Origin of the sequence: Kitasatospora sp. NPDC056651, from assembly GCF_042792155.1 — a bacterium.
Lineage (GTDB): Bacteria > Actinomycetota > Actinomycetes > Streptomycetales > Streptomycetaceae > Kitasatospora.
Genome location: NZ_JBHTWX010000011.1, coordinates 45718 through 58846 on the forward strand (window position 1 = coordinate 45718; position 13129 = coordinate 58846).

8 protein-coding genes are annotated in these 13129 nt (G+C 72.5%); 1 reads left to right on the top strand and 7 read right to left on the bottom strand.

The window, feature by feature from the left end:
- Positions 1–78: 78 nt before the first annotated feature.
- Together ACFRAR_RS07335 and nrdR are read right to left on the bottom strand one after the other, a co-directional pair.
- A complete protein-coding gene (locus ACFRAR_RS07335) occupies positions 79–2964 on the bottom strand; it encodes a vitamin B12-dependent ribonucleotide reductase (protein ID WP_380695742.1) in 2886 nt (961 codons plus the stop codon).
- A gap of 198 nt (positions 2965–3162) precedes the next feature.
- Complete coding sequence (gene nrdR / locus ACFRAR_RS07340) at positions 3163–3663, bottom strand: transcriptional regulator NrdR (protein ID WP_380695744.1); 501 nt, start codon at positions 3661–3663, stop codon at positions 3163–3165.
- Positions 3664–4005: 342 nt separating this feature from the next.
- Here nrdR and lexA point away from each other — a divergent pair, with 342 nt between their 5' ends.
- Positions 4006–4887 carry a transcriptional repressor LexA gene (gene lexA, locus ACFRAR_RS07345; protein WP_380695746.1) on the top strand — a complete coding sequence of 294 codons (882 nt, stop codon included), beginning with the start codon at positions 4006–4008 and terminating at the stop codon, positions 4885–4887.
- A 234-nt stretch (positions 4888–5121) separates the two neighbouring features.
- Here the strand turns inward: lexA and ACFRAR_RS07350 are convergent, their stop codons facing one another.
- From ACFRAR_RS07350 to ACFRAR_RS07370, 5 genes are read right to left on the bottom strand one after another with little or no spacing between them, the layout of a single operon-like run.
- A complete protein-coding gene (locus ACFRAR_RS07350) occupies positions 5122–7230 on the bottom strand; it encodes an ATP-dependent DNA helicase (RefSeq protein WP_380695748.1) in 2109 nt (702 codons plus the stop codon).
- Between the two features lie 12 nt (positions 7231–7242).
- Complete coding sequence (locus ACFRAR_RS07355; RefSeq protein ID WP_380695750.1) at positions 7243–9066, bottom strand: IucA/IucC family protein; 1824 nt, start codon at positions 9064–9066, stop codon at positions 7243–7245.
- Positions 9044–10432: a lysine N(6)-hydroxylase/L-ornithine N(5)-oxygenase family protein gene (locus tag ACFRAR_RS07360; RefSeq protein ID WP_380695752.1), complete on the bottom strand. Its 1389-nt coding sequence runs from the start codon at positions 10430–10432 to the stop codon at positions 9044–9046. Before ACFRAR_RS07360 ends, ACFRAR_RS07355 begins: the two co-directional genes overlap by 23 nt.
- A gap of 9 nt (positions 10433–10441) precedes the next feature.
- The gene (locus tag ACFRAR_RS07365) at positions 10442–11137 is read right to left on the bottom strand and encodes a GNAT family N-acetyltransferase (protein WP_380695832.1); all 696 of its coding nucleotides are present in this window, start codon (positions 11135–11137) and stop codon (positions 10442–10444) included.
- Positions 11029–12831 (bottom strand): IucA/IucC family protein, encoded by a 1803-nt coding sequence (locus ACFRAR_RS07370; protein ID WP_380695754.1) that lies wholly within the window; start codon positions 12829–12831, stop codon positions 11029–11031. The genes ACFRAR_RS07365 and ACFRAR_RS07370 overlap by 109 nt, the downstream gene beginning before the upstream one ends.
- Positions 12832–13129 lie beyond the last annotated feature (298 nt).

Sequence of the window (13129 nt, forward strand, 5' to 3'; positions counted from 1 at the left end):
AAGCGGGGCGAGGACCATCAGGTCCTCGCCCCGCTTCAGGTGGTCACCTCAGGAGGTGACCACCGGGGTCGGGCGCGGTCAGCTGCAGCCGCTGGTGGAGCCGCAGCCCTCGCAGAGGTAGCAGCTGCCGGCGCGGCGCATCTTGGTGCCGCAGGAGAAGCAGAGCGGGGCGTCGGCGTTGAGGCCGAGCTGGATCTCCATCAGCTCCGTGGAGTTGTGGGCCTGCTTCGGGGCCGCCTTGGGCGCCTCGGCGGCCGGGGCCGGGATCACGGCCGGCCTGGCGGGGGCCACCGGGGCGGACTGGGCGAGCGACTCGGTGTCGAGCTCCTCGGCCTCCAGCGGCTCGTACGAGCCCGTCTCCAGGTGGCGCTGGCGCTCCTCGACGGAGTGGATGCCGAGCGCCGAGCGGGTCTCGAACGGCAGGAAGTCGAGCGCCAGGCGGCGGAAGATGTAGTCGACGATCGACTGCGCCATCCGCACGTCCGGGTCGTCGGTCAGACCGGCCGGCTCGAAGCGCATGTTGGTGAACTTCGCGACGTAGGTCTCCAGCGGCACGCCGTACTGGAGGCCGACCGAGACGGCGATGGAGAAGGCGTCCATCATGCCCGCGAGGGTCGAGCCCTGCTTGGACATCTTCAGGAAGACCTCGCCCAGACCGTCGTCCGGGTAGGAGTTGGCGGTCATGTAGCCCTCGGCGCCACCGACCGTGAAGGAGGTGGTGATGCCCGGACGGCCCTTGGGCAGGCGCTTGCGGACCGGGCGGTACTCGACCACCTTCTCGACCGCGGCGGCCGGGGCCTCCGCGGCCTTCTCCTCGGTGTCCTTCTTCTTGGCCGACAGCGGCTGGCCGACCTTGCAGTTGTCGCGGTAGATGGCGAGCGCCTTGACGCCCATCTTCCACGCCTCGAAGTAGATCTCCTCGATCTCCTCGACCGTGGCGGACTCGGGCATGTTCACCGTCTTGGAGATGGCACCGGAGATCCAGGGCTGGATCGCGGCCATCATCCGCACGTGGCCCATGGCCGAGATGACGCGCTCGCCCATCGCGCAGTCGAACACCTCGTAGTGCTCGGACTTCAGGCCCGGGGCGTCCACCACGTTGCCGTGCTCGGCGATGTGGGCGACGACCGCCTCGATCTGCTCGTCCTGGTAGCCCAGGCGCTTGAGGGCGCGCGGGACGGTGCCGTTGACGATCTGCATCGAGCCGCCGCCGACGAGCTTCTTGAACTTGACCAGGGCCAGGTCGGGCTCGACGCCGGTGGTGTCGCAGTCCATCATCAGGCCGATGGTGCCGGTCGGGGCGAGCACCGAGGCCTGGGCGTTGCGGAAACCGTTCTGCGCGCCGATGCGCAGCACGTCCTGCCAGGTCTTGTTCGCGGCCAGCCAGACCGGGGCGTCCAGGTCGTCCAGCGAGACGGCGTCCAGCGAGGCGTCCGCGTGCTGCTTCATGACCTGGCGGTGCGCGGTCGCGTTGCGGGCGTAGCCGTCGTACGGGCCCACCACACCGGCGAGTTCGGCGCCGCGGCGGTAGGCGGTGCCGGTCATCAGCGAGGTGATGGCGCCGGCCAGGGCGCGGCCTCCCTCGCTGTCGTAGGCGTGGCCGGTGGCCATCAGCAGGGCGCCGAGGTTGGCGTAGCCGATGCCGAGCTGGCGGTACGCGCGGGTGGTCTCGCCGATCTTCTCGGTCGGGAAGTCGGCGAAGCAGATGGAGATGTCCATCGCGGTGATGACCAGCTCGACGACCTTGGCGAAGGTCCCGGCGTCGAACGAGTCGTCGTCGCGCAGGAACTTCATCAGGTTCAGCGAGGCGAGGTTGCAGCTGGAGTTGTCCAGGTGCATGTACTCGGAGCAGGGGTTGGACGCGTTGATGCGGCCGGACTCCGGGCAGGTGTGCCAGTGGTTGATGGTGGTGTCGTACTGGATTCCGGGGTCGGCGCAGGCCCAGGCGGCCTCGGCCATCTTGCGGAACAGCTTCTTGGCGTCGACGGTCTCGATGACCTCGCCGGTCATCCGGGCGCGCAGGCCGAATTCGGTGCCGTTCTCGACGGCGGTCATGAATTCGTCGTTGACGCGGACCGAGTTGTTGGCGTTCTGGTACTGGACGGAGGTGATGTCGTCCCCGCCGAGGTCCATGTCGAAGCCCGCGTCGCGCAGGGCGCGGATCTTCTCCTCCTCCTTCACCTTGGTCTCGATGAAGGCCTCGACGTCCGGGTGGTCCACGTCGAGCACGACCATCTTGGCCGCGCGGCGGGTGGCGCCACCGGACTTGATGGTGCCGGCGGAGGCGTCGGCGCCGCGCATGAAGGAGACCGGGCCGGAGGCGTTGCCGCCGGAGGAGAGCAGTTCCTTGGAGGAGCGGATCCGGGAGAGGTTGAGGCCGGCGCCGGAGCCGCCCTTGAAGATCATGCCCTCTTCCTTGTACCAGTCGAGGATCGACTCCATGGAGTCGTCGACGGACAGGATGAAGCAGGCGCTGACCTGCTGGGGCTGCTTGGTGCCGACGTTGAACCAGACCGGCGAGTTGAAGCTGAACACCTGGTGGAGGAGGGCGTGGGTCAGCTCGTGCTCGAAGATCTCGGCGTCGTCCTTGGTGGCGAAGTAGCCGTGCTTCTCGCCGGCGGCGCGGTAGGTGAGCACCACGCGGTCGATGATCTGCTTGAGGCTCCACTCGCGCTGCGGGGTGCCGACGGCGCCGCGGAAGTACTTGGACGTCACGATGTTGACCGCGTTGACCGACCAGGAGTCGGGGAACTCGACGCCGCGCTGCTCGAAGTTGATCGAGCCGTCACGCCAGTTGGTCATGACGACGTCGCGCCGCTCCCAGCGGACCTCGTCGTACGGGTGCACGCCAGGAGTGGTGTAGATGCGCTCCATCCCGAGACCGCCCTTCGGGGCCTTGGCGCCCTTGGCCGCGGCCTTCTCGGACTTCGACCCGCGTGCGGAACCGCTCGTGGTGTCTGTCACTTTTCCTCCTCCTGGGCAAACGCCCGAAGTGCCCTGAAAAATCCGGGCACTGCTGGTTCGTTCTTCCGGTGTGCGGGCAGGCGAAGACCTCGCCCGTTACGCACGGTTTGTAGTGTTCTGTGCCCCGTTTTCGGGCACGCGTGGGCCCCGCGGGGCCGTGGTGGTGCGGGACAGGGCCCGTCAGGGGCCCGGCGCCTCCTAGGGCGCGGCGGCGGAGACGGACACGCAGGTGTCGTCCGTCTCCGGGGTGTGGGGCCGCTCGGCGCGGAGCTCCGCGATGGCGGCCTCGAAGTCTTCCAGCCCGTCGTAGGCCTGGTACACGCTGGCGAAGCGCAGGTACGCGACCACGTCGAGCTCCTTGAGCGGGCCGAGTATGGCCAGCCCCACGTCGTGGGTGGTCAGCTCGGCGTTGCCGCTGGCACGCACGCACTCCTCGACCCGCTGGCCGAGCTGGGCCAGCGCGTCCTCGGTGACCGGGCGGCCCTGGCAGGCCTTGCGGACGCCGGTGATGACCTTCTGCCGGGAGAACGGCTCGGTGACGCCGCTGCGCTTGATGACCATCAGCGCGGCCGTCTCCACCGTGGTGAAGCGGCGGCCGCAGTCCGGGCACTGCCGGCGACGGCGGATGCAGCTGCCGTCCTCGGTGGTCCGGCTGTCGACAACACGGCTGTCGGAGTGCCGGCAGAAGGGGCAGTGCACCTCGGGATCCCTCCCTGGCAGAACGTTCGGACCTGTCGAGTCTATGCGATGCGCCCCCGCCCTGGGCAAGCCGATCATGGGGCGCAACCACTAGTACTGGGCACGGAGAGGACTGTAGCCACTACATCTAGGCCCCTGAGGGAGGTGAACACCCTGGCGTGTCGACGCCGATTAGACTGCCCGGAGCAGGTTCCACTCGAACATTTACTCGATGTACAACAAAGCCTTGATCGAGTCGGTCAACTCCCGAATAATTCACTCGAACGTGTGTTTGGCGCAACCTTTCGATAGGCGGCGCGTTGGGCTGGAAAAGGGAGAGGACAGCCGTCGAGAGGGGCCGCCGTGAACACGATCGAAAGCAACACCATCCCGGTGCAGGAACACTCCCAGTTCAAGGTGGGGCAGCGCACCACGAATCAGCAGGGTGTGGACATCAGCATGGACCGTAGCGAAGACCACCGTCTCTCCGGCGCGGCCCTTTCCGGCGCGGCCCGGGTTCCCGACCAGCCGATCGAGCACTCCCCCGCGATGGACGACACCCACCCCTCGCCGGCCCGCGCGATGCCCGGCCGCCCCCCCGGCATCCGCACCGACGAGGCCGGTCTCACCGAGCGCCAGCGCCGGGTGATCGAGGTCATCCGGGATTCCGTCCAGCGCCGCGGCTACCCGCCGTCCATGCGCGAGATCGGCCAGGCCGTCGGCCTGTCCAGCACCTCCTCGGTCGCCCACCAGCTGATGGCCCTGGAGCGCAAGGGCTTCCTGCGCCGGGATCCGCACCGCCCGCGCGCCTACGAGGTCCGTGGCGTCGAGGTGGCCCGTCCGAACACCGCCGAGACGGCGGGGCGGCCGTCCACCTCGTACGTCCCGCTGGTCGGCCGGATCGCCGCGGGCGGGCCGATCCTGGCCGAGCAGACGGTGGAGGACGTCTTCCCGCTGCCCCGCCAGCTGGTCGGCGAGGGAGAGCTGTTCGCACTGACGGTGCGCGGCGACTCGATGATCGAGGCGGCCATCTGCGACGGCGACTGGGTCACCGTGCGCCGCCAGCCGGTCGCCGAGAACGGTGACATCGTCGCCGCGATGATCGACGGCGAGGCCACCGTGAAGCGGCTCAAGCGCGAGGACGGGCGGATCTGGCTGATGCCGCACAACCCGGCGTACGAGCCGATCAACGGCGACAACGCGACCATCCTGGGCAAGGTCGTCGCGGTCCTGCGCCGCCTCTGATCGAGGCGGGTCCCCGCGCCGAGGCCGATCGGAAAACGGCCTCGCGCCGCCGCTGAGCGCTCAGTCACGGCCTCATGCCGCCTCCGAGCACTCGGCGGACCGACAACACCGGAGAGGGGCTCCACCGCGACCGCGGGGAGCCCCTCCGGCGTCTTCCGGGCCGGGCCCGGAGCCGAGAAGCCCGGGGCCGAGAAGCCCTGAGCCGAGAGCCCGGCGCCCGAGCGGCCCGGACCCTCAGCCCCGCTTGACCACCGGCCGCACCGGCGCCGCCGAGGCGTCGATCGCCGCCAGCGAGCGGCGCACCTGGTTGCGGTCCGTGGTGTACCAGAACTCCGGCATCGAGGAGCGGAAGAAGCTCCCGTACCGCTTGGTCTCCACCCGCGGGTCCAGCACCGCGACCACGCCCCGGTCGTCGGCCGCGCGCACCAGCCGGCCCGCGCCCTGCGCCATCAGCAGCGCCGCGTGCGTCGCCGCGACGGCCATGAAGCCGTTCCCGCCGCGCTGTTCGACGTCCTTCTGGCGGGCGCTCATCAGCGGGTCGTCCGGCCGGGGGAACGGGATCCGGTCCATCACGACCAGCTGGCAGGCCGAGCCGGGCACGTCCACGCCCTGCCAGAGCGAGAGCGTGCCGAACAGGCAGGTCGTCGCGTCCGAGGCGAACTCCCGGATCAACTCGCCCAGGGTGTCCTCGCCCTGGAGCAGGATCCGGTTGTCCAGCCGCTCGCGCATCGCCTCGGCGGCCGTCTGGGCGCCGCGCATCGAGGAGAACAGGCCCAGCGTCCGCCCGCCGGCCGCGCCGATCAGCTCGGCCAACTCGTCCAGCATGTCCGGCCGTTCGGGATCGCGCCCGGGGTCGGCCAGGTGCTTGGCGACGTACAGGATGCCCTGCTTGGGGTACTTGAACGGCGAGCCGACGTCGATCCCGCGCCAGTGCGGCACGGCGTCCTCGCCGAAGCCCGACTCGGGGTTGTCCCCGGCGGTCCGGACGTCCGGCAGCCTGGTCTCGGAGGGCAGGCCGACCGAGGCGGCGACGCCGTTGAAGTCCCCGCCGAGCTTGAGCGTGGCCGAGGTGAGGACGACCGAGCGCTCCTTGTACAGCCCCTCGCGCAGCAGCCCGGAGACGCTCAGCGGGGCGACCCGCAGCGAGGCGGTGCCCAGCCCGTAGCGGTCACTGCGCTCGATCCAGACCACGTCGTACTCGGAGTCCTGCAGCAGCCGGTCGGCGGTCTCGTGCAGCGTCTCGGCCGAGGCCATCGCCTGCTTGCGGACGGCGTCCTCGTCGCTGAGCCCCTTGTCCCTGGTCTCGCCGAGCGAGGTGATCACCTGGCGGGAGGCGTCCCGGATCGCGGTGACCGCGTACGCCAGGTACTCGGGCAGCTCCTCGACCCGGCCGGGCTGGGCGGTCTCCATCAGGCCGTGGTAGTTCTCGGCCGCGGCCTGGAGCGCGTCCACCGCCTTCTCGTTGGCCAGCCGCGCGGCCCGCTTGACCGCCCGGTTGACCGCGCCGACGGTCAGCTCGGCGGTGGCCGCGCCGGTGACCCGGTTGACCAGCTCGTGCGCCTCGTCCACGATCAGCAGCCCGTGCTCGGGCAGCACCGGCGCGCCCTCGATCGCGTCGATCGCGAGCATCGCGTGGTTGGTGACCACGACGTCCGCCAGTTTGGCCCGCTCCCGGGCCTTCTCGGCGAAGCACTCCTGCCCGTACGCGCAGCGGGTGGCGCCCAGGCACTCCTTGGAGGTGACCGACAGCTGGGCCCAGGCCTTGTCGGAGACGCCCGGGCTGAGGTCGTCGCGGTCCCCGGTGTCGGTCTCGTCGGCCCAGTCGCGCAGCCGCAGCACGTCCTGGCCGAGCTTCCCGGTGGGCCCGCCGAGCGCGTCCACCGGGTCGAACAGGCCCTCCCCCTCCTCGCTCGGGGTGCCCTCGTTGGCGCGGTGCAGGCACAGGTAGTTGGAGCGGCCCTTGAGCATCGCGAACAGCGGGCGGCGGCGCAGCACCGGGTGCAGCGCGTCGACGGTGCGCGGCAAGTCCCGTTCCACCAGCTGGCGCTGGAGTGCCAGGGTGGCGGTGGCGATCACCACGCGGTCCCCGTGGGCGAGCGCGGGCACCAGGTAGGCCAGGGACTTCCCGGTGCCGGTGCCGGCCTGGACGAGCAGGTGCTCGCCGTGGTCGACGGCGTCGGCGACGGCCTCGGCCATCCGGACCTGACCGGGGCGTTCCGCGCCGCCGACGGCCGCGACCGCGGCGTGCAGCAGTTCGGGGATCCGCGAGCGCGGGACGGCGACGGCTTCCTCGGCCTCGTCGCCGAGGTCCGCCGCGGGCTGGGATTCGGAGTCGTTCGTCATGACCCTCCCAGCCTACGGGGCGGGGGTGACAATCCGGTCCCGCTGCGCGGGCATTCGCACGTCCACGGCGACCAGCGCGTTCGGCACCGTCCCGTACCGGGCGGCGTGCGGGCGGTGCGGGCGGTCCTGGTAGCCGTCCAGCAGGAGCCGGTTGCGGTTGAGGCAGAGCCGGTCGATCCGGGGGCGGAACAGGTCGAACAGCGCGAAGCGCTCGCCCAGCTCGGGGAAGCGGTCCTGGTAGCGGAGCACCTCGGCGCGCAGCAGGGCCCAGAACTCGGTCTCGGGCAGTGCGGTCTGCTCCTCCAGCAGCGGGGCGAGGTAGCGGAAGACGCCGATGAACAGCCCGGAGTGGATGAACTGGCAGAGGCCCTGCGGGCCCTCCCGCAGCAGCACCTCGGCCACGTCCCCGGGCAGGCCGTCCAGTTCGGGCAGGCTCTGCGCGCTGAGGTTGACGTCGTCCACGAAGTCCTTGACCGCGAGCCGGACCGGCACGTCGCGGGCGTCGAAGACCACGATCGCGTTCTCCCCGTGCGGGGAGAAGACCAGCCCGTAGCGGTAGAGGAAGTGCAGCAGCGGCGGCATCATGGCGGCGAACAGCCGGGCGGTCCAGTCCGCGGGGGCGAGGCCGGAGCGGGCGATCAGCTCGGCGGCGAGCGCCCGCCCGTCGGAGCCGGTCTGCAGCAGCGCGGCCAGGGTGCGGGCGCGCTCGTCGCCGTCCAGGAAGGGGCCGAGCGGCTGGCGCCAGATCGCGCCGAGCAGTTCCTTGTACTGGTACGGCGCCTCGGGCAGCTCGCGGTAGAGCGGGTGGTCGACGGTGACGGAGGCGATCTCGCCGAGCAGGATCACCCGGCACTCGTCGCGCAGGTACGGGTCCGCGTCGCGCAGCCCGAGCAGCCAGGCGGTGACGGCGGGCGCGGCCCGGGTGCGCTCGACCGGCAGGCCGCGCCAGACCAGGGTGTTGAGGATGGACAGCGGCAGCTTGACGGTGCAGCGCTCGGGGTGGGCGGTGTTGAAGAAGGAGCGGATGGACTGCTGGGGCAGCCGTGGGTCGCCGTCCGAGGGCAGCGGGACGATCTCCCCGGAGGCGATCCAGGGGGCGAACAGCGGCAGGATGGTCTGCTCCCACTGCCAGGGGTGGACGGGCAGCAGCAGGTAGTCCTTGGCGTCCGGGCCGAGCGCGGCGCGCATCGCGTCCACGTCGTCCAGTTCGTGGGCGTACAGCTGCTCGGGCCGCTCCAGGCCGGGCACGCCGTGGTACTCGGCGAGGCGGCGGTGCACCGCGATCCAGGGCAGCGGGCGCGGGCTGCGGGCCTCCGGGGCCCAGCGGGCGGCGTCGATGCCGGAGAAGCCGATCCGGCCCTTGTTGGGGACGATCCAGGGGTGGCCGGTCTGCCGGCCTTCGAGCGCGGCGTGGTCGAGCTCGGCGAGTTCGGCGGCGGTGAGCGCGGTGGCGAGCTGGCGGGCGTCGGCGGTCAGGGTGGCGGAGAGCTCGCGGATCAGGTGGCCGGTGGTCTCGCCGCTCATGCCGAGGGTCTGCCGGGCGTACGGGAGGAAGCGCAGCGGGTCCAGCCCGTCCGGGCGGGTGCAGCGGACGGACTCCGGGTCGACCTGCCAGCTGTCGTAGGCGCCGCGCCGGGCGGTGAAACGGTACTCCGTCTCGGGCAGCTCCAGCCGGTACTCGCCGGGCTCGTCGCCGGGGGCGGGCCGCAGCAGTTCCTCGTAGGCGAACTCGCCGAGCATCTTGGCCAGCAGGGCGCGGCCGGCCCGCTGCCAGTGCCCGGCGGTGAGGTGCGGGGGCAGGTGGAGCGGCGGTTCAGCGGCCGACGGTTGCGGCACGGGTCAACTCCTGGGGGCGGGGGACGGCGGGGGTCTGTGGCGGGCTCGCGGGGACGGGTGGTGCGAAGCCGGTCCAGGCGGTGCGGTCGGGCAGCCGGTGGACGGTGCGCCCGGTGACGGCGTTGAGGATCACGGCGGCCCGGTGGGCGCCGAGCCCGAGGTCGGGGGTGCCGACGCCGTGGGTGTGCAGTTCGGCGTTCTGGACGTACAGCCCGCCGGCGAGTTCGGGCCGGGTGGCGACCCGATGGTCCAGGTCGACCCGGTAGCGACCGGACTCGTCCCAGTCGATCAGTCCGGCGAGCGGTTCGAGCGCGGCCGGGCGGGCCGCCCGGTAGCCGGTGGCGAGCACCACGGCGTCGGTGCGCAGCAGGTGCTCGGCGCCGGAGTCGTCGTGCCGGCAGTGCAGTTCGAGGCCGCCGCGGGGGCCCGGCCGGGCGTCGGTGACGGTGGTGCCGGGGTTGATCTCGACCGGGGCGGTGTCGATCGGGCGGCCGATGGTGCGCTCGTAGAGGTGGTCGTGGATCTCGGCGAGGGTCTCGGCGCTGGCGGCCTTGTGCAGCTGCCACTGGGCGGCGACCAGCGTGTCCCGGACGGGGGCGGGCAGGCCGTGGAAGTAGCGGGTGTAGTCGGGGGTGAAGTGCTCCAGGCCGAGCTTGGAGTACTCCATGGGGGCGAGCGCCCTGGTCCGGGTGAGCCAGCGCAGCCGGACCCGGTCGTCCTCGTGGCGTCGCAGCAGGTCGAGGAAGACCTCGGCGCCGGACTGCCCGCTGCCGACCACGGTGATGTCCCGGGCGCCGGCCAGGTCGGCGCGGCGGTCCAGGTACTCGGCGGAGTGGAAGGCCCGCGGGTGGCCGGCCAGCGCGGCGAAGGCCTCGGGCAGCACCGGCCTGGTTCCGACGCCGAGGGCGAGGTTGCGGGCCCGTACGGAGGAGCGCCGTCCGGTCGCGGTGTCGGTCAGCTCGACCCGGTACCAGGGCGCGTCCCAGTGCAGGGAGGTGACCTCGGTGCCGAAGCGGCAGTTGGCCAGCCGTTCGGCGGCCCAGCGGCAGTAGTGGTCGTACTCGCGGCGCGGCAGCTGGAAGCGCTCCGCGAAGTAGAAGGGGAACAGCCGGTCCTGCTCGCGCAGGTAGTTGAGGAAGGACCACGGGTTGGTCGGGTCGACGAGGGAGACCAGGTCGGCGAGGAAGGGCACCTGCATCCGGGCGCCCTCCACCAGCATGCCGGGGTGCCAGCGGAACTCCGGGCGCTGGTCGCAGAAGAGCGTGCGCAGGCCGGGCACCGGCTCGGCGAGGGCGGCGAGCGAGAGGTTGAACGGGCCGATGCCGACGCCGAGCAGGTCGTACGCGGTGGTTGTCGAGGTGTCCACAGGGGTGTCCTAGGCGGGGAGTTGGGCCTGTCGCACGACGGGCCCCGGGGCTCGGTCGCGGACCATGAGGGCGGCGCGCTTGCCGGGCAGGTCGAGTTCGGTGGCGGCCCGGAACCCGGCCCGTTCGAAGGCCCGGACGGACCGCCGGTTGCGGACGTCGGGCTCGGCCACCACCCTTTCGCAGCGCGGAACGTGGCGGAGAATCAATTCTGCGAGCGCGGCCAGGAGCAGGGCGCCGAGGCCCCGGCCGCGGCTGGTGGCGGGGCCGAGCAGCAGGTGCACGCCGGTGTCGTACGGCCGGGCCGGGTAGTGCGCGGCGAGCGGGTCGAGGTCGGCGCGGTAGACCTCCCAGTAGCTCATCGGCTCGCCGTCGAGCAGGCCGAGGCACGGGGTGCTGCGGCCGTCGCCGTCCAGTTGGGTCCGGACGTGCCGTTCGGTGACCTCCGGCGGGCCGGCGAGCTCCCAGAAGGCGTCGACCTCGGGGTCGTTCATCCACCCGGTGATCAGCTCCAGGTCGGCGGGCAGCCGGACCGGGCCGAGCCGGAACTCGCCGGCCGGGGTGGGGACGGCGCCCCACCCGGGCAGGTCGTGCGGCATCAGGCACCCGCCACCGGATTGGGGATGTCCACGTACACGGACTGGCTGGCGACCGGGCCGACCAGCTCGTCCATCCCGTTGATCCGGGTCAGCAGGTTGGCCTTGCAGGGCAGTGCGGGCGCGTCGAGCAGCAGCGCGGGCAGCGCCGAGCGGGTGGCGGCGGCCCGCGGGCCGGCCAGGAAGCGGCGCAGCGCGGCCAGCAGCACGGTCTCGTCGGCGAGCCGCTGGGAGCCGAAGGCGCCGATCAGGCCGAGCACGTGGTTGATGCCGAGGTAGTAGGCGAAGTGGTGGTCGATCACCTCGTCGGGAAGGAAGGTGTCGCTGTCCGCGCCGAGTCCGGGCAGCCGGGCGGTGAGCCGCTCGGCGGCGCTCTCCCGGTAGTAGTAGCCCTGGTTGTCGCGGTAGCGGCCGCCGCACGGCCAGCCCTCGGCGTCCAGGTGGACGATGCTGTTCTGCTGGTGCGCCTCCAGGGCGATGCCGCCCCGGCCGTCCAGCCAGAGGATGGGCAGCACGACCGCGTCCAGGTAGCGCAGGAACCATTCGGCCGCGACGGTCCGCACCGGTCGGCCGCAGCGTCCGGCCAGCGCCCGCAGCAGGTCGCCGAGCCGGGAGGGCACGGTGTCGCCGGTGCCCAGCGGCTGTTCGGCGACCAGTCCGGCGACGCACAGCGCGCGCTCGGCGGGGGCGAAGGGCTGGGCTCGCAGCACGGTGTCCAGGCCGCCGGGGTCGCCGAGGTCGGGGTGGTCGACGCCGATCCAGGCCGGGTCGCGGACGATGTCGAAGCCGGGGTGGGCGGCCCGCCACTCGGCGGCCAGTCCGCTCTCCAGCAGCCGGTGCATCTCCAGGCCCCGGTGCAGTTCCTTGCGCAGGTTCTCCCGGCGGGAGTTGGTGATCCGCAGGCCGAGCGAGAGCTTGAGCATCCACGGGGTGCCCGGCCGGTAGACGGTGCGCACCGAGGAGGTGGGGTACCAGGGCTCGCCGGCCGGGCCGAGGTCGTGCAGCAGCCCGTCCGCGAGGAGCGCGGCGACGGCCGGGCGGTGGGCGAGTTCGCGGGCCTGCCAGGGGTGCAGCGGCAGGGCGGCGGTGCCGGGCGGCAGCGCCGGGCCGCCGTCGAACAGGCCTGCGGTGAGCCGCTCGGCGCTCTCGGCGACGGCGGAGCCGGCCGCGAGCAGCGCGCGGTCCACCGCGAACCAGTGGAGCTGGAAGGAGCCGTGCAGTTCGGGCGAGTAGGCGGCGCTCTGGGCCGGGCCGAGGCCGTCGCGGCTCTTCGGGGTGGGGTGCAGCGGGTGGCCGAGCAGCAGGGACTGCTCGGCGGCGAGGAAGTGCGAGCGCTCCGGCCCGCCGGGGACGGCGCCGGTGCGGCGGTGGGCGAGGATCTCGGCGGTGCGCACGACCGAGTCGGCGACCCGGGCGGCGAGGTCGGCGACCTGCCCGGGGTCGGGCCGTTCGGCGGCCGCGGCGGCGAGCAGCGCGGCGGTGGTGACGGCGTCCACCGGGGCGTCGGCGGTGCCCTCGCCGGCCGCGAGGGTGGCGGGCCCGAAGCGGTGCCAGCCGCCCGGTGACCAGTAGCGGACCGGGACGGTGAGCCTGGCGGCGCCGCCGAGGACGGCGATCCGCAGCCGGCCGTCCGGCCCGGGCCGGGCCCCGGTCTCCCGCGTCCAGCAGCGCAGCAGGGCCTCCAGGCCGGCCTGCTCGGCGGCGACGGTCGGGTCGGGGTCCAGCAGCAGGTCGTGTCCGACGGGCCGTTCCGCGGCGGGCGGCGGCACTACGGGCGGGGCTCCGGTGAGGGCGGCGGTGCTCAAGGCTGCTCCTTGGGGCGCGTGGGGGTGCTGACGCGCACTGTGGTGGAGGGGTCGGCGGGCGCTCGCACCGTCGCGTCAGGTAAGGGTTACCTATCCGTGATGGGTGATCACAAGGACTGCTCACTCGTCCGGGTGAAGATCTCGGATTGTCCGCTTCCGGGGCCGGACGCCCTGCTGCATCCTCGGACCGACCCGGCCCGGGTCACGGATCGGAGATCTCCCGGCGGCCGCGGAACCCGGGGGGCGGGCACCGCCGTCCTCGTCCCCGATGGAAGACTCCAGGGCGGCGGTCCGTCGC

Coding starts and splice junctions, on each gene's coding strand:
- ACFRAR_RS07350 (WP_380695748.1), bottom strand. CDS start 7,230: ATGACGAACGACTCCGAATCCCAGCCCGCGGCGGACCTCGGCGACGAG.